General features: G+C 66.1%; 10 protein-coding genes. 4 read left to right on the forward strand and 6 right to left on the reverse strand.

Translation table 11 applies throughout. The features are described 5' to 3' along the window. Nucleotides 1–34 precede the first annotated feature (34 nt). Nucleotides 35–2986 (reverse strand): TonB-dependent receptor domain-containing protein, encoded by a 2952-nt coding sequence (locus E2E30_RS14090; protein ID WP_240698946.1) that lies wholly within the window; start codon nucleotides 2984–2986, stop codon nucleotides 35–37. A 334-nt stretch (nucleotides 2987–3320) separates the two neighbouring features. Continuing rightward, entirely contained in the window at nucleotides 3321–4304 is a 984-nt protein-coding gene (locus E2E30_RS14095) for a TauD/TfdA family dioxygenase (protein ID WP_133190813.1), read from the reverse strand. A gap of 47 nt (nucleotides 4305–4351) precedes the next feature. Between E2E30_RS14095 and E2E30_RS14100 the strand changes: the two genes are divergently transcribed. After that, nucleotides 4352–5320, forward strand: coding sequence for a hypothetical protein (locus tag E2E30_RS14100; protein WP_133190815.1), 969 nt, complete (start codon nucleotides 4352–4354; stop codon nucleotides 5318–5320). Here the strand turns inward: E2E30_RS14100 and E2E30_RS14105 are convergent. Further along, nucleotides 5310–6602 (reverse strand): aspartyl/asparaginyl beta-hydroxylase domain-containing protein, encoded by a 1293-nt coding sequence (locus E2E30_RS14105; protein WP_133190817.1) that lies wholly within the window; start codon nucleotides 6600–6602, stop codon nucleotides 5310–5312. The two genes, E2E30_RS14100 and E2E30_RS14105, sit on opposite strands and share 11 nt — an antisense overlap. Before the next feature lie 63 nt (nucleotides 6603–6665). Here E2E30_RS14105 and E2E30_RS14110 point away from each other — a divergent pair, with 63 nt between their 5' ends. Beyond that, on the forward strand, nucleotides 6666–7727 hold the full coding sequence (locus tag E2E30_RS14110; protein ID WP_133190819.1) for a hypothetical protein: 1062 nt from the start codon (nucleotides 6666–6668) through the stop codon (nucleotides 7725–7727). A gap of 4 nt (nucleotides 7728–7731) precedes the next feature. Here E2E30_RS14110 and E2E30_RS14115 read toward each other — a convergent pair whose 3' ends face one another. Further along, nucleotides 7732–7980, reverse strand: a complete 249-nt coding sequence (locus tag E2E30_RS14115; protein ID WP_133190821.1) for a hypothetical protein — start codon at nucleotides 7978–7980, stop codon at nucleotides 7732–7734. A 66-nt stretch (nucleotides 7981–8046) separates the two neighbouring features. Between E2E30_RS14115 and E2E30_RS14120 the strand changes: the two genes are divergently transcribed. Beyond that, nucleotides 8047–9699 (forward strand): tetratricopeptide repeat-containing sulfotransferase family protein, encoded by a 1653-nt coding sequence (locus tag E2E30_RS14120; RefSeq protein ID WP_165954528.1) that lies wholly within the window; start codon nucleotides 8047–8049, stop codon nucleotides 9697–9699. 137 nt (nucleotides 9700–9836) lie between these two features. On the opposite strand, the gene E2E30_RS14125 is transcribed toward E2E30_RS14120, so the two are convergent. Then, nucleotides 9837–12938, reverse strand: a complete 3102-nt coding sequence (locus E2E30_RS14125) for a TonB-dependent receptor domain-containing protein (RefSeq protein WP_133190825.1) — start codon at nucleotides 12936–12938, stop codon at nucleotides 9837–9839. 224 nt (nucleotides 12939–13162) lie between these two features. Here E2E30_RS14125 and E2E30_RS14130 point away from each other — a divergent pair, with 224 nt between their 5' ends. Beyond that, complete coding sequence (locus tag E2E30_RS14130; RefSeq protein WP_133190827.1) at nucleotides 13163–13699, forward strand: hypothetical protein; 537 nt, start codon at nucleotides 13163–13165, stop codon at nucleotides 13697–13699. A gap of 222 nt (nucleotides 13700–13921) precedes the next feature. Here E2E30_RS14130 and E2E30_RS14135 read toward each other — a convergent pair whose 3' ends face one another. Then, on the reverse strand, nucleotides 13922–16876 hold the full coding sequence (locus E2E30_RS14135) for a TonB-dependent receptor plug domain-containing protein (protein ID WP_133190829.1): 2955 nt from the start codon (nucleotides 16874–16876) through the stop codon (nucleotides 13922–13924). Nucleotides 16877–16916 lie beyond the last annotated feature (40 nt).

Raw genomic sequence — 16916 nt, forward strand, 5'->3', positions numbered from 1 at the left:
GCCGCCCCTTTTTCCGTTCGCGCAAAGTGCGATCTTACAGCTTGAACTTTGCCCCCGCCAGGAAGCGGCGGCCGTAAATGCCCTCGCCCGACTGGACCGGGTTGTACAGATACCCGCCATAGGTGACCGGATCGATCGACGGCAGGCGATCGAACAGGTTGATCGCATTGACGTAGAAGGTCATCCGGTCGTTGACCTTGACGCTCGTGTTGAGGTCGAAGGTGATATAGCTCTTCACGCGGCAGCCGGTGTACGCCGGCGACGGTGCCAGGCCGCAATCCTTATAGCCCGTGCCCTGGTCTTCCGCCGAGAGATCATAGCCCGACGTATAGTTGACGGTGCCCGTCAGCGCGACCGGACCGGCCTCGAAGGTGTTCTGCCAGTTGCCGTGCCAGCGATACGTGCCCGAACCCGCGGTCAGGTTGAAGTTGCCGAGCGTGTCGACGTACGTTTCGGAGTGGCCATCGGGGAAGCTCGTGCTGAGCTCGATCTGCATCGTCGCGTCGAGGTTGCTGGTCCAAGTGATCCCGTGGAAGCGGACGCGGCTGTTGATGCCGAAGTCGATACCCGACGACTTGATCGTGTTGGCGTTCACCAGCGCCGATGCAACGTAGAGCACCCGCGGCTTGGCATTCGGGAAGGCGGGGTCCGCCGCGTCCGGCGTGATGGTGAAGCCAGCCGGGATCGCTGCGCCCGAATAATACGCGTTGAGCGCGTCGCCCGACGTCAGCGAGGTGATCGCATTGGTCTTCTTGATGTTGAAGTAATCGACCGTCAGCGTCACGTTGCGGATCGGCTCGAACACCACGCCGCCGGTGAAGCTGCGTGACCGCTCGGGCTTCAGATTGGGCGAGGCGAGCGTGGTCGCACCATAACTTCCCGAACGCAGATAGGTCGGGCACGCGGTGCTGAAGGTCGCGGTCGTGCAGTTATACTGCGCGAGGTAGGCGTTGTTGAACAGGCCTGCCGAGTTCGTGACATAGCCGGTGGTCGGCAACGCATTGGCTTCTGCAAAGCTCGGGATGCGGAAACCGCGCGACCAGGTGCCGCGGATCGTCAGCTGCTTGAACGGCGTGAACTTCGCGCCGACCTTCGGCGAGAAAGCGCCCTGGCCGGTCGAGTAATGGTCGTACCGTCCCGAAGCGTTGACCGTGAACTGGTCGACGATCGGTGCGTTCAACTCGGCGAAGCCCGAGGTGACGGTCCGATGACCGCTGGTGCCGAACGCGTTGATCGTGAAGTAGCGCTGCGTCGGGCCGTTGATGTCCGAGTTTGCGCTCGGCGAGTCGACGGCTTCGTAATAGACCGAAGCACCCGCGCCGAGCTCGAGCGGACCGCCCGGAAGCTGGAACAGTGCCTTATTCACGCTTGCCTGCGCCTGATACAGATCGGAGCTCGAATCGGTGGTATTGGTCGGCGTCAGATAGTTGCGAACCGCCTGGCTGTTCGCCGCGGGGTTGGCGAAATTGTAGGTGCCGTCCGCGACGACATCGAGCAGATGCTGGATGTAGACATAGCCGTCCTGCTTGCGCCGCAAGTCGGTATGCATCGCGGTCAGGTCGAGGCGATAGTCCCAATCGCCGAACACCGTGCCGTGGATGCCCGCCGCGGCGCGATACACGCGGTAGCGCGTCTCGTCGCGCATGACGGTGTCAGGCAGCGTGCCGATCACCTGTGCGGTGCGGCCCGAGGCGGCATAGGGGTTGTTCGGGTTGAACGTGCCGTTGGCCGCGGTGCAGTTGACGCGTGCAGCGCAGACGAACACCGGCAGCGTCAGTGCGCCCGAACCCGCCGCATAAGAGGCAGCGTTCGAGCGGGTCGAGTATGGCTGGAAGAAGATGCCGGCCGGAGCGTTCGCGTAGATCTGCGACGGGTTGCCGGTGTAGCTGCTGCGCGTCTGCAGGAAGTTGAACTCGGCATACGCTTCGGACGTGCTGCCGACCTTGGCGGTAAACTTGGCCGACCCGCCGAAGCGATCGATGTTCGGGGCGACGACGCCATATTGGTTGATCGCGTCGGTCCCGCAGACCGTCGAAGGTACGATCCCGCCGACGGTGTTGGTCGACGGCGTCCCGTTGGCGCAGCCATTGCCCAGCAGCGAATATTGCGTGCCGCCGGTCGGCCGTACGTAAAGGTTGGAACCGGCCGTGGTCGCACCGAAATTATCGCCGCTGACGATGTCGTTCGGGCCGCCGATGCCGCTTTGGTTCGACGAGTTGAACGGCGCGCGCAGGTCGCTGTTGCGGACTTGGCCGCTGTGATAATAAAAGCCGCTGATATAGGCGTTATAGCCCTTCTCGTTCAGATCGCCCGTGCCCGCGGTGAGCGACAGACGCTGGCTCGGCGCGGTGCCGTCCTGCGAGATGCCGGCCTCGGCGCGGCCCGAAACACCCTGGATGCTGCGCTTGGTGATGATGTTGACCACGCCCGCGATCGCGTCGGCGCCATAGCTCGACGAGGCGCCGTCCTTGAGCACTTCGATCCGGTCGACGATGTCGTCGGGGATGGTGTTGAGATCGACGAAGTTGCGCGTCGCGTCGTCGGCCAGCGGATAATAGGCGGCGCGCAGGCCGTCGATCAGCACCAGCGTCGAGCTGCTCGACAAGCCGCGCAGCGACACGGCCGACGCGCCGCCGGCGAAAGCGCCGTTCGCGGTGAACGAGTTGGTGAGCGCCGGGCCGTTGTTCGACGACAGCCGCTGGATACCGTCCTGCACCGTCTGGATGCCGCGCTGGTCGAGGCTTTCCACCGAAAGCGTCGTGACGGGCGACGGCGTCACCGCCTGGCGGAACAGCGAACCGGTGACGACGATGTCCTTGCCGCCATTGTCTTCCGGCGCAGCCTGTGTGGGCGCGGGCGCTGCGGGAGCGGGAGCGGGCGCCTGGTCCTGAGCGAAAGCCGGAACGGCGAGCGAAAGAAGGACGGCGGACGATGCAGCACTGGCCAGCAGCCGGGTCTTACGCGCGATAAAGGTCGTGTCAGTCACATGCGATTCCTTGCTGAACGCACGCCCCCCGATCGCTCGCGGTGCTGCGTAGATGGCAAGTCTCGTAACCGAACATGTGCTCGGCCCCCCGAGACATGGCGATTGATTGGCGGCGCGCCGGGTCGCTGTAAATACGCGAAACGAATCGATGATAACTTCTGCAACGACCTGTAACCGCGCTGCAACATTGCATCCGGACCGGCCATATCGGCCTGTAACTCGGCGATTTACGAAAGATTCGGGGTCTTTTGCGTGCATCCCCGCACAGATTGCGTCGCGACGGTGCTGGCTCGTCCGCGGCCGCTAAACGCCCCCGCGCGCACCGATCGAGCGCTCAGTCGGCGACCGTCAACCGCGGATGATCCGGTCGCAACGGCGGTTCGAAATCCTCGCGCCGCCAAATCGCGTTCGCGGGCTCCTCGGGGTCGGGCCGCGCGAAATCGAGATAGCCGAAATAGGTCAGGATCACGCGCTCGGCGGTATCGACGATCGCGGTCCGTCCGTGCAGGAAACGGGTATTGTCGAGCATCAGCAGATCGCCCGGATCCCATTCGATCTCGGCGCTGAGTCGATCGCCCGTCGCCTTGATCGCCTGCAACCACTCCTCGGGCACCGGGTGACCGTCGTCGAGCACCGGATGGTCGGCGCGCCCGTGGTTGAAGCGCGAGAACAGCAGGAAATTGCCGAAGGCGGGTGCGTCGTTGAACATCGGAATGTGCAGCGCCGGCCGACTGAACACGCGCAAGATCCCAGCATCGGGATAACGCCGGAAATAATAGGGACAGCCGGGCGGCGGGGACGCGAGTTGCGCGTCGCTCGGCTCGGGCGTGCCGAGCCAATAGTCGAGCAGCGCCGGCCATGTCGGCTTGATGTAGAGCAGGCGCCGACTCGCGAGCGCACGGCGCACGGGCTCGGGCATTTCGCGGGCGAGCGCGACGCCGTCGCAGATCGTCGTGCGCCCGCCCGATCGCGGCGCGACGATGCAGCCGAAAAAGGCGACATCGGGCTTCCACGGTTCGCGCGACAGTTCGGGATGGAGCGCGAATGCACCGTTTCCGGCATCGACCGTGAAGACGTTCGCCGCAGGATCGACCGGCTGACGCCCGGGGCTTTCATTGACCACCGAGGTTGCGCAGAACTGTTTGGCGAAGGTCCCGAAGCCGGCGACATCGACGCCGAAGCCGCGAAACAGCAGCGCGCCATGCGCCGTGTAAAGATCGATCAGGCGCGCCCGGTCGAGCTCGAAAATCGAGGTTTCGCCGGTCGCTTCGATCACGACGTGCGGCTGGTGAAGCGCGGGCAAATGAATGGCGGCCATGGCCTACCGGGGATAGCCGCCATCACGCCTGCGCGCTACAGCGAAGCGTGGCCTTGACCTTCGACGATCTCTTCGGCTCGCCCGATCATTTCCTGCAGGCGTTCGAGCAGGACCATGCGGTGTTCGTGCCGATGGACCGCGCCGCCTATCATCGTTCGATCTTTCTCGATCACCGGATTTCGCCGGCGGCGGCGCAGCGCATGGCATTGCCGCTCGCCGATCTGATGCCGCGCGCGCGGGGCGCCGCGCCGACCGCGTGGATCTTCCACATGGCGCATTGCGGATCGACCTTGCTCGCGCGCGCGCTCGACGATCCGGCCGCCAGCCTGGTGCTGCGCGAGCCGCTGGCGCTGCGGCAGAGCGCGATCGAGCGCGACCCTGCCCGGCTCGCGCTGGTGCTGGCGATGCTCGGCAAGCGCTATCGCGGCGATGCGCCGACGCTGGTTAAGGCGAACGTGCCGGTCAATTTCCTGCTGCCCCAGATCGCCGCGGCACAGCGCGACGCGCCCGCGATCCTGCTCTATCTCCCGCTGCGCGCGTATCTGCTCGCGATCCTGCGCGACGACAATCACCGCGGCTGGCTGCGCCACGTGACGACGCAATTGGCGCCCTATCTCGGCGACTGGTCGGCGCTGAGCGATGCCGAGCGCGGTGCAGCCTTGTGGCTCGCGCAAGTCGAGGCGTTCACCACCGCGCTGGCGGCGATGCCCAATGCCCGCACGCTCGATGCGGAAACGCTGTTCGATGCGCCGCTCCCGACGCTGCACGCCGCCGCGGCGCAGCTCGGCGTGCCGATCGCCGCGCAGACGCTCGAGACGGTCGTCGCGGGCCCGCTCTTCTCGACCTATTCGAAGAATCCGAGCGTCGCGTTCGACAATGCGGCGCGGCGCACTCGCGCGGCCGAGGTTGCTGCGGCGATCGCGCCCGAACTCGACGCGGCGGAAGGCTATGTCGCACGCCACGCGGCGACCGCGGCGCCCGACGCCGCGCTTTTGGCAGCCGCGCTCAGTCGCTGACGCCGAGCGCGGACTGACCCGCGACGTCGGTCTCGGCAGCGACCGCGTAGAAGCGGCGCAGCAGGTCGCGCTCGGTTTCGGTGATATACGGGTTCCACACGTCGAAGATCAGGATCGCGCGCATCCGGTCCGAGCGATTCCACGCCTCATGCTCGATCGTGTCGTCGAACACCCACGCCTCGCCCGCGCGCCAGTCGCGCGTCTCGCCGCCGACGCGGAAGCTGCAGCCGGGCGGCACGATCAACGGCAGATGAACGATCGAGCGGACGTTGCTGACCCCGGTATGCGCGGGCAAATGCGCGCCCGGCTGGAGCAGCGAGAAGAACACCGTCGGCGTGCGGCCCGGCAGATCGGACAGCGGCAAGGCCGCGATCGCTTCCGCCGTACGCGGCGCGCGCGCGCAGGCGGCGCCGTCGCGCACGCCGTCCTTCCACAAATGCAGCGCCCCCCATTGCAGCGAATGATCGAGCGCCGACCATTTGTTCTGCGGCGTCCCCGGCGGCATCGCGACATAGGGGCGGATCGCCGCGGCATCCTCGGCGAGGATCGTCTCGAGCTCGGCGCGGATCATGTCGGCCTTGGCTTCGATCTCAGCGAGCCACGGGAAATGCGCACGCGCGAAATATTCCTCGGCCGGAAGGAAGGGAAAGTGCATCCCGGCACAGACGTTCGCATAGATCGCGCGCCGCCCGAGCGCATGATCGATACACGCGTCGGCGCGCCGACGCTCCGTCACCGGGATCGCCTCGCGCACAGCGGCGAGCCCGCGGTCGATGGTATTGCCGAACGCCGCGCGTTGCTCGCGAACGAAGGCGCGCGCATGGTCGAACATCAACTCTAGCGCCGGGCTGCGCTCCTCGATCGAGGCTTCCATCGCGAGCACGCTGCCCCAGCGGTCGGCGGCACTGGCCTCGTCCCCCTGGCGCTCGCGCAGTTCCGCCATCCGCACCAGCGCCATGAAGTGCCGCTGGTCGATCGCCAGCGCGCCTTCGAGCGCGGCGGCCTCGGCCGCGTCGTCGCGCTGCTCGCGGCGCGCGCGCGCGAGGTTCATCCACAATTCGGGGGCAAGCGCGTCGGCGGCGATCGCGCGCTCGAAATAGGCCGCGGCCTCTCCCGGACGCGATAGCGCCAAGGCATGCATTCCCAGCGCGTTGAGCGCCAGCGGATGCTCGCCGGCCTGTGCCAGCACGTCGCGAAACAGGCCCGCGGCGATTTCAGGCCGTCCGGCGCGCCGCTCCTGGACCCCCGCCTGAAGCATCCGCTGAATATCCGCATCGTCCATGCCACCTGCATATCGGCGTCGAACCGACTAGACAACGCGCGCGCGGCTGCACAAACAGGCGCAATGACGCCGGCCACCTTGTCGGGCGGCCCGCAAGGCCAGCCGGGATCGATCGCCGAAGCGGTGCGCGATGCGAGCTGGCTCGCGCATCGCTACGATCCCGGCCACGACGCCGTGCATTTCGTGCCGGTGCCGCGCGCCGAGCACCGCCGCGCGACCTTCCTCACCGACGAGTATTTGCCCGCTGGCCTCGCCCCGCTCGTCGTACGCCGCGCCGACGCGATCGCCGCCGCACCGACGGCCGCGCCGATCCACTTCCTGTTTCACTCGGCCTTCTGCTGTTCGACGCTGCTGGCGCGCGCGCTCGATCACCCCGGCTGGGCGATGGGGCTGAAAGAGCCGGTGATCCTCAACGACATCATCGGCTGGCGCCGCCGCGGCGGCCAAGGGCCCGACATGGCGGAGGTGCTCGACGATGTGCTGACCTTGCTGGCGCGTCCGTTCGAGCCGGGCGAAGCGGTGTTCGTCAAGCCGTCGACCGCGGTCAACGCGCTGGCCCCTGCCCTGCTGACGCTGCGCGGCGATGCCTGTGCGGTGCTGCTCTATGCGCCACTGCGCACCTATCTCGGCTCGATCGCGCGCAAGGGTTTGGACGGGCGGCTCTGGGTGCGCACGCTGCTGACCGGAATGCTCGACGACGGGCTCGTCAATCTCGGCTTTGGTCCGCGCGACTATCTCGGGCTGACCGACCTGCAGGTCGCCGCGGTCGGATGGCTCGCGCACCAGCAGCTCTTCGCGCGGCTGGTCGCGCAATTCGGGCCGGCGCGGGTGCGCACGCTCGACAGCGCCACGTTGATGGCGGATCCGTCGGCGGCGCTCGCGAGTCTGGCTGCGCTGACGCAGCGCGCGATCGATCCGGTGACGCTCGCGGCGATGGCGCACGGACCGGCCTTCACCACCCATTCCAAGTCCGGCGCGGCGTTCGATTCACGCGATCGCGCCGCCGAGCTTCAGCGCGGCGACACGCTCCACGCCGACGAAATCGAAAAGGTCGCGATCTGGGCAGAAGCGGTCGCGGCGGCAAACGCGATCGCGCTGATCGCCCCGGCGGGCTTGCTTGACTAGGCGCTCAGCAATTCCCGCTGATGCCCTGATTGCCGCAGACACCGGATGTGAGACCGCTCGCGCGGATTCTTTCGCGGTCGATGTCCCATTCACGTCGCGTCTTGCACACCTTCTGGCTTCCGACCAGCGAGCCGGTCACCGGAAATTCCCGGCAGACGCGCTTCTCGGGCGCGGTGGCGGCCGTCTTCGTCGCTTGCGCGGGTGTTGGCTGCGGATCGGGAGCCGTCAGCGATAGCAAGAGCAGGATCAGCATGACGTCCTCACAGCATAACAGCATATGGCGATGTGCCTGCGTAACGATACGGATTATGGCGGACTAATGTCAAAGCGAAACACGCAGAACCGCCGTCCGCCGGTCGCACCTCGATCGCAAAGATCGCAGATCGATCAAGCGCTTGCGGCGGGCGATGTGGTGAACGCCGCAAGGCTCGCCGAGCGCGAGCTCGCGGCGGAGCGCGCCGATCCGCTCGTGCTCAACCTCGCCGCGTGGCGCAAGGAGGAAGCCGGCGATTTCGCAGCGGCACACGCGTTGCTCCGCCAAGCGCTGACGCTCAGCCCGGGCGACGTTGCGATCCTCGGCTCGATCGGCGCGGTGCTGCGCAAACAGGGGTTCCTCGAAGACGCGCTCGCGGTGCTCGATGGCGTCGTTGCGGCCGAACCGCGGCATTCGGCGGCGTGGCTCGAACGTGGCTATGTGCTCGATGCACTGCGGAACGATGCCGCCGCGACCGACAGCTATCACCGCGCGCTCGCGCTCGATCCGACGCTGTCGCCGGCGCTCGGCAAGCTGAGCGACGCCGCCGCGCGGCGCGGCGATGCTGGGAGCGCGCAAAGCTATGCGCAGCGCGCCTTGGCGCTCAACCCACACGAGCCGTCGGCGATCTTCGCGCTGGCGCTGCTCGCGGTCGAAGCGCGCGACGGCGCACGTGCCGAGGCCTTGCTGCGCCCCTTGCTCGAGACGCCGCTCGCGCTGGACGATCGCACGCGGACGCTGACCTTGCTCGGCGACGCGCTCGACCGGCTCGACCGCCCCGCCGAAGCGTTCGACGCGTATCGTGCAGCGCAAGCCACCTTTCGCGAGGCGTATCGCGAACAGCTCGCGCCGGCGGTGGACCGTCCGTCGCACCGCGCCTTCATCGATTCGATCCGCGCGCAGGTCGCCGCGACCGGCTCAATCGCAGCATTGCCCGCCGACAAGCGCGTCGCGGGTGCCGCCGCGACGCACGTCTTCCTGCTGGGCTATCCGCGGTCGGGAACGACGTTGATCGAGAATGTGCTGGCGAGCGCGACCGATGTCGTCGCGCTCGAGGAACGCGACACGCTGGTCGATATCGACGCCGCGCTGCTTGCCAATGACGGCACGATGCCCGACCTCGATACGCTCGACCCCGCGCTGCTGCTCGATTTGCGGACGCGCTATTGGGCGCGCGTCGCGGCGCTCGCCGAAACATCTGTCGCGGGCAAGGTGCTCGTCGACATGAACCCGTTCAACGGGATCAAGCTGCCGATCCTCGCGCGGCTGTTCCCGCAGGCGCGCTTTGTCGTGATGCGCCGCGACCCGCGCGACGTCGTCCTGAGCTGTTTCCGCGTCAATTTCACGCCCGGTGCGGGTGCCTGGGCGTTCAGCGATCTCGAAGAGACCGCGCGGCATTATGATTCGCTGATGCGGCTGATCGACCTTGTCCGCGAGACGCTGCCGATCGCGACGCATGACGTCCGTTACGATCGACTGGTCGGGGAGTTCGAACCCACCGTCCGCGCACTGGCCGAGTTCATCGGGATCGCCTGGACCGAGGATTTCGCAGCGTTCGCCAGCACGGCGAGGAACCGTGGCGTCCGTACCGCGAGCGAGACGCAAGTGCGCAAGGGGCTCTATAATGGCGGTGGCCAGTGGCGGCGCTATGCCGACCAGCTCGGCCCGGTCCTGCCAATCCTCGCGCCGTGGATCGAACGCTTCGGCAGCGGCGATTAGGCCCGGCGGCGGCGGGCGCGTGCCGCCGCCTTGCCTACGAAGTCCACGGTCTCAAAGCATCCCGCGCGAGCGCGGCACGCATACAAAAAGGGGCGAGCCTTGCGGCCCGCCCCCTGTTTGCCCGTGTCGGAGATCCGTCAGAACTTGACGGTGGCGCCGACTGCGAAGCGACGGCCCAGCGCGTCGTAGGTCGACGGATAGGTGTTGCCGCTGTTGAACGTGGTCGAACCGACGGTACCACCGACGACGGGCGGATCGCGATCGAACAGGTTCATGACCGTGAAGGTCAGGTCGAAATGGTCGCCAATGGCAAAGCGCGTCGTCAGATCGAAGTAATCGTACGACGGGATCTTGCCGAAATTGACGGCCTTGCCCGCCAGTGCGCCCGTGGCGATCGTGCCGCTGAACGTCGTGACGCCCGGCTCGACGCGCATCGAGCTGATGTGGCGCCAGTTCACCGAGAAATCGACGCGGTTGAAGGTCAGCGTGGTGCGCTGGTTCCACGTGATCTGCGGCTGGAGCGAGCCGGCCGACGACGACGGACCAGCGGAAGCGGGCGAACCGCAGTTCTGGCCGTAATAGCCTACGCAGCTGCGGACCAGCGACAAGGGTGTCGCCTGGAACTTCGAGCGCGACGTCCAGTTGCCGAGGAAGCCGAGGTTCAGCTTCGCGAAACCGAGGTTACGGCGATAGTTGACGTTGAGATCGATACCATCGGTGAGGACCGTACCGAGGTTGCTCGGGGCGATGAACAGACCGGCCGTGGTTGCGGGATCGCCGTCGAGCGCACCGGTCGCCGGATTGCGGCGGATCGACGTACACGCCACGTTCGACGCGCTGGCGGCGGTGATCCCGGCGCCCGTGCGGTTGCCGAAGCACAGATTGTAGGCGTCGCCTGCGGTCGGCTGCGAAATCGCGTTCTTGATCGAGATATTGTAGTAATCGACCGAGACCGACAGGCCGGGAACGTAGTTCGGCTGATATACGAGGCCGAGCGTGTAGGAGTCCGACTTTTCGGGCTGGAGCGCGAGATTGCCGCCGCCGGTGAAGTTGGCCTGCGCTGCGGTCGGGGTCTGGATGCTGCCGATCGAGGCCGCCGGGGCGCCCTGCGCAAGGCAGACCGCGCGGAGGTTGGCATTCGTGGTCGGCCCGGTGCCGGCGCACGCATCGTACGACAGGTTCGTCAGGCCGGTCGAAACCGGTGCGAACAGTTCGTTGATGTTCGGCGCGCGAACAGCGCGCTGATAGGTGCCACGGATGCGGATCCCGCTCGTCGGCTCCCAGGTTGCGCCGCCCTTGTAGGTCAGCGTGTCATAGCCACGCGAACCCGCGGTATCGACCTTGTAGCTCGAATAGCGCAGGCCGCCCTCGAGCGTCAGGCTCTTGAAGAACGGCTTGTCGGTGACCACCGGAACGATCAACTCGCCATAGCCTTCGGTGACATGATAGCCGCCCTGGAAGGTCGGCGCTGCACCGCCTGCGCCACCGAGCTCGCCCGGCGTCTGCGACAGCGTGTCGGACGCCTGCGACGCGGTGTATTTGCGATACTCGGTACCCAGCGCGAAACCGATCGGCGTATCGGCGAAGGGCGACGTCACGCCGATGTCACCGTTGAGCAGCGCGCGCGCTTGCGCCAGCGATGCGCGGTTTGACGTCGTGCTGTTCGCGGTCAGATACGACACCTGATTCGGCGTGATCGATCCTTCAGGTCCGAACAGGTTGATCGGAACGCAGCCGGTCCCCGCCGTGATGCTGGCGGCGCCGTTGGGCCCGTTGGGAAGGCAGCTCGTGGTATTGGTGGCAAACGCCGCAGCGCGAAGCCGCGAGGTCAGCACATAGTTCTGGATCGACTGGATGTTCTCGGATTCGCCGTACGAACCGTTGATGTCGAGCTTGATCGAATCGGTGATCCCGATCTTCACGCCGGCGCGGTAATCGAACAACGTCGTGGTGTAATCCGACAGACGCGAGCCGACTTCGGTCGTGCGGCGGTTGGTCGCCACCGTGAAGTAGCGGAAGTTCGGATCGGTCGTCGCGGTTGCCGTCGCTGCGGCGGCGCACTGCGCTGCCGTCAGCTGGGCGACCTGGACGCCCGTTGCGCTGAAGGTCGGGTTGTTATCGCAGAAGGTCTGCCGTGCTGCCGCTGGCAGATACGGGTTCGAGAACGGAATCGCGAGCGACGACCCAAAGCTGCCCGACGGCGCGATGATCGTGCTCACCTGGTTCTTCGAGAACATTCCGCGCGAATAGACTTCGACATGGTCGGAGATGTCATACCGCGCCGCGCCGTAGATGTTGTAGCGCTGGAACGGCGTCTGGAAGATGTTGTACGGGTTGAAGTTGAACGGCACGACCGGCGACTGCAGCGCGCCCGTGGTCGGGTTGATCTGACGATTGCCCGAAACGCGTGCAGCCCCCGTGCCAAGACCGGCGACCGAGAAGCGCGTCGGCACCGTCGTGCCCGAACCACCGGCCGCGCCGCTGGTCGAGGTGTAGTTGTTGACCGCGATGTTGCGCGCGCCCTGATAGACCGGGTCGGAATGCTGATAGCCGACCGACAGCACCGCGTTGCCGCGGCCGTCGTCGAAGTTCGCGCCAATCGTCAGATCGGCGCGATAGGTGTGGCCATCGCCGCGCTCGGTGATCTGGTTCGACACCGTCGCCTCGACGCCCGAGAAATCCTGGCGCGTGATGAAGTTGATGACGCCCGACACGGCGTCGGCGCCATACGTCGTGGCAGCGCCGCCGGTGACCGTCTCGACGCGCTGGACGAGCGCGAGCGGGATGTTGTTGAGATCGACGCGACCGACGGTGTTCGACGGCGTGATGCGGTTGCCGTCGAGCAGCACGACGTTGCGGAAGTTGCCGAGGCCGCGAAGATCCGCGTAGCTGGCGCCGCCATTGCCGTTATTGACCGCCGAGCCGATGCTCGCGACCGCGCCCGGCAGATCGCGCAGGACCTGTTCGGCGGTGTTGGTCTGGCGCAGCGCCAGTTCGTCCGAACCGATCACTGCAACCGGCGTCGAGCTGACGAGATTGGGATTGCGGATAAGGCTGCCGGTGACGACGATATCGGCACCGCTTTCCGTGGGAGTCGGCTGCGCTGCGGGCGCGGGTTGCGCGGTGGTGTCAGCGGGCGGCGTTGCGGGTGCCGTCTGCGCGAAGGCAGGCGCCGAGGCCAGTGCCGCGCTGGCGAAGAGAGTGGACCCAAGCAAAATGGACCGCGTCGTCGATTTCATAAAACCCCCATTCCGGCCTGTTCGGCTGGTGTAATCTGTGTCCGATTTTGGACGGACGTTGACACATGGGTATGATATCCCGAGGTAGGACCGCAACGGGCTAATACGCCGCCGTGTGAATATTGTTCGGGCTGTGATGTTTTAGATACAGATCGCCACGTTCGGACAGATTTCCGCCCGGCGGGCGCCCGCTACGACGGCTACAACCATGGGAGCACGGTCTCTTGCCCACACGCGCCACTGCCCTGATCGCCTGCCTTGCGCTGGCGCCACTCCCTGCCGCAGCGCAGACCACCGAGAGCCGGGGTGAAGGCTTGGTTTCGGCGCTCGCTGCATGTCGCACGGCAGCCGCCGACCAACGCCTGGCGTGTTACGAACAGGCCAGCGCGGCCCTTATCTCCGCGCGCGATCGCCACGAGATCAGGATCGTCGACCGCGAAGCTGTCCAGCGCGCCAAGCGCTCGCTGTTCGGGTTCTCGCTACCGCACCTCAATCTGTTCGGCACCGGCAAGGAGGATCCCCGCGCCGATTCGGACACCGACGTTCGCGAGATCACCAGCACCGTGACATCCGCCCGCCAGGCGGCCTACGGCCTGTGGGCGTTCGGGCTTGCCGAAGGCGGGGAATGGCAGTCGACGGCTGAATCGCCGACCTTCGATCCGCGCAAGGGCGACACGGTCACCATCAAGGCGGGCATGCTGGGCCGCTATACCGCCAAGATCGGCAAAGGCCGCGCGGTCGATGTGAAACGCCTCCGCTGATTCGGACGCGGTCGCATCGGCACCCCGGCGAAGGCCGGGATCTTGTGACGTGCATGCGCTGCGTCGGTTTGAAGCGCTCCAGGCGTTAGCCCGGATGACGGCGGCAATCGCCGCGTCGGCACCGCACACAGCAAAACGGCGCAACGTCGGGGCTTTCGCCACGCCGCTGCGCCGTCCCGCCGGCACCCCCGAGCAGGCAAACCCGCTCGGGGAGCCGCGAGATCAGAACTTGAAGTTCGCCCCAGCGCGGAAGCTGCGACCGACGATCCCGGCCATGTGCCAGGTCGGCAGGTAGTTGGCGCCCGAATACGATGCCGGTGCCAGCGGGGCCTTCTCGCCGGTGATGTTGCCGACATAGACGTTGAAGGTGAAGCTGTCGTTCACCTTGAAGGCAGCGTTGACGTCGGCATAGACGAACCGCTTGATATAGCAGAAGTTGTTGCCAGTGCCGTACAGGTTGCCGGTGTTCTCGCCCTTCGCATTGGCACAGCTCAGATCGTCGCCTTCGTCAGCGGCGACTTCCTTGATCCGCGACACGTAATAGGTCGTCGCGGTCAGCGCGAAGCGACCGAAGTCGAGCGTGTTCTGCCAGTTGCCGCGGACGCGCGGCGTGCCAGCACCCGACGACAGTTCGTAAGGCCCAAGCGTACCGGCATATTTCTGGATCTTGCCACCGGTCGCCGGATCGAGGTCGTACTGGATCACATAGGTCATATCGAGGCGGCTGGTGAACTTCACGCCGTCGGCGATCGGAACGGTCACGTTGGCGCCGAAGTCGAGGCCCGAGCTCTTGATCGAGCCGGCGTTGACGAACGGCACGTTGATGATGAGCACGCGCGGCAGCGCGTTCGGGAACAGCGGATCGGGCGAGTCGACGGCCGAAACGGTGTAGCCTGCCGGCAGCGCGGTCCCAGCGAAATAGTTCGCACGGGCAGTGAGCGCATCCGGACCGGTCACGATCACGTCGGTCTTCTTGATGTTGTAGTAATCGACCGTGAAGCTGACGTTGCGGACCGGCTCGGCCACGATCCCGGCGGTGAAGCTGCGCGACTTCTCGGGCTTCAGATTGGGGTTGCCGGTCGAGCCCGAACCAAGGCTGTAGGCTTGGGCGTAAGGGTTGGTGTTGCCACCAGTGATCAGGCCACCATGTGCCAGCTGGAAGCTCGCCGGCGGCGTTACCGTCACGAAGCCGGCATAGCTCGACGCCGGATTATTTTCGGCGAAGGTCGGCGCGCGGAAGCCGTTCGAATAGGTGCCGCGGATCGCGAGCTGCTTGATCGGTGTCCACTTGGCGCCGATCTTGGGCGAGAAGTGGCTGAAGCCTTCCGAATAATGATCGTAGCGGCCCGAAGCGTTGACCTCGAGCGTGTCGAGGATCGGCGCGTTGACTTCGAAATAGCCAGCGAAGACGTCATGCGTACCGAACGCCGCCGAGGTGTTGGCGTATTTGGTCAGACCCGGGTTGTTGCTGTTGTTGACTTCGGTCTCGTGGCGGAACTGCCCGCCGACCGCGACCTGCAGATTGCCACCTGGCAGGGCGAAGAGGTCCTTGGCGATCGATGCATCGACCGAGATCAGCGAGGTGTGCGACGGAGTCGTGTAGACCGGCGCGATCGTGTTGCGCACCGCCTCGGTGTTCAGCGACGGATTGACGAAGTTGTAAGCGCCGGTGTTGATCGCGTTCTTCAGCCCGGCAATGTCGAGCACGCCGTGGTTCTCGATCGAGAAATTGTCGCGCGCGCCGACCGCATCGACCTTCCAGTGATAATCGCCTGCAATGTCGCCGTTGAAGCCGACTGCGCCACGGATCACTTCGTTGTTGCGGATCGAATAGACCGGGATGTCGCCGAACGCATAATAGATGCGCGCTGCATTGCCCTCGGCCGCATACGGGTTGTTGGGGTTGAAGCGGCGATCTGCGGCGGTCAGGCAGTTGATGCCGGCTGCGCACACGAAGGCCGGAAGCACGATGCCCGGGTTGCTCGACGATTGGGTCGGCGAAGCACCGTATGGCTGCGTCTGGCGGATGCCGTTGGGCGCGCGGCCGATCGTGACCTGGCTGTGCGAATAGCTGCCGGTGGCATAGCCCTCGATTGCGTCGGAAAGGCGAACGCTCAGTCGCCCGCTGAAGTTGTACCGCTCCTGCGAGGGCTGGATGTCGTTATAGCGCGTGCCATATTCCTGGCCGTAATCGTGCGCGCAGCCCGTGCCCCCCGCAGCGCCCGCCACCGTGAAGGTGCCGCGCGTGCACTGCGCGGTCCCGCCGAGCAGCGTGTAGGTGCCCGAGGCGGCGCCGCCGGCGAAGGGATTGTTGGGATCGGTCTGCGTTGCGCGGCGCACGACGGCGTTGGTCGATTGGAACTGCAGCGAACTGTCGCCGCTATTGTTGTCGAGGCCACCGATCGAGCTCAGATCGTTGGTGTTGTACGGGAAGCCGCGCGTCGTCGCGCCGATCGGCTGGTCCTTCTGATATTCGCCGTTGACGTAGAAATTCCAGCCCTTGGCGTCATAGTCGCCATAGCCGGCGGTCAGGTTGGCGCGATAGCGGGCGCCGTCGCCCTTCTCGGTCACGCCGCCTTCGACCGTGCCCGAGACGCCGGTGAAGTGCTTCTTCATGATGATGTTGACGACGCCGCCGATGGCGTCTGCACCGTAGCTCGACGAAGCGCCGTCCTTGAGGACTTCGATCCGCTCGACCGCGCTGAACGGGATCGAGTTGAGATCGACATAGGCGTTGTGGCCGTCGTCGTTGAGCGGGAAGTTGGTCGAGCGCAGCCCGTCGATCAGCACCAGCGTCGACGAGACGCCGAGGCCGCGCAGCGATACCGCGGCGCCGCCGGCCGAGAAGCCGTTGGTGAAGCCGGTCGAGATCGAGCCCGCGCCATCGGCCGAGATCGAGCGCACGGCGTCGTTGATGTTGGTGATGCCGGCACGCGACAGCGTCTCGGTGGTCAGCACGGTGACCGGCGACGGCGTCTCGGTATTGGTGCGGCGGAAGATCGAGCCGGTGACGACGATGTCCTTGCCTTCTTCGCTCGCCTGGGTCGGCGCGGACTCAGGTGGCAGCGGTGCGGTGCTCTGCGCAAAGGCTGGCCCCGCCGAAAGCGCAATGAGCAATGCGACGGGCGCTGCGGTTGAACGAAGACGCGCGACTGCGCGGGCTTGCATGGACTGCATCGAAGAAAACCCCTGTTGTGCTTACGGCAGTGTTGCCGGC

The sequence above is a fragment of the Sphingomonas sp. AAP5 genome (assembly GCF_004354345.1).
Classification (GTDB): domain Bacteria; phylum Pseudomonadota; class Alphaproteobacteria; order Sphingomonadales; family Sphingomonadaceae; genus Sphingomonas; species Sphingomonas glacialis.

Bases quoted from the DNA above. Each gene is read 5' to 3' on its own strand.
- E2E30_RS14095 (WP_133190813.1), bottom strand. From the start codon at position 4,304: ATGGCCGCCATTCATTTGCCCGCGCTTCACCAGCCGCACGTCGTGATC.
- E2E30_RS14105 (WP_133190817.1), bottom strand. From the start codon at position 6,602: ATGGACGATGCGGATATTCAGCGGATGCTTCAGGCGGGGGTCCAGGAG.
- E2E30_RS14110 (WP_133190819.1), top strand. From the start codon at position 6,666: ATGACGCCGGCCACCTTGTCGGGCGGCCCGCAAGGCCAGCCGGGATCG.
- E2E30_RS14115 (WP_133190821.1), bottom strand. From the start codon at position 7,980: ATGCTGATCCTGCTCTTGCTATCGCTGACGGCTCCCGATCCGCAGCCA.
- E2E30_RS14120 (WP_165954528.1), top strand. From the start codon at position 8,047: ATGTCAAAGCGAAACACGCAGAACCGCCGTCCGCCGGTCGCACCTCGA.
- E2E30_RS14125 (WP_133190825.1), bottom strand. From the start codon at position 12,938: ATGAAATCGACGACGCGGTCCATTTTGCTTGGGTCCACTCTCTTCGCC.
- E2E30_RS14135 (WP_133190829.1), bottom strand. From the start codon at position 16,876: ATGCAGTCCATGCAAGCCCGCGCAGTCGCGCGTCTTCGTTCAACCGCA.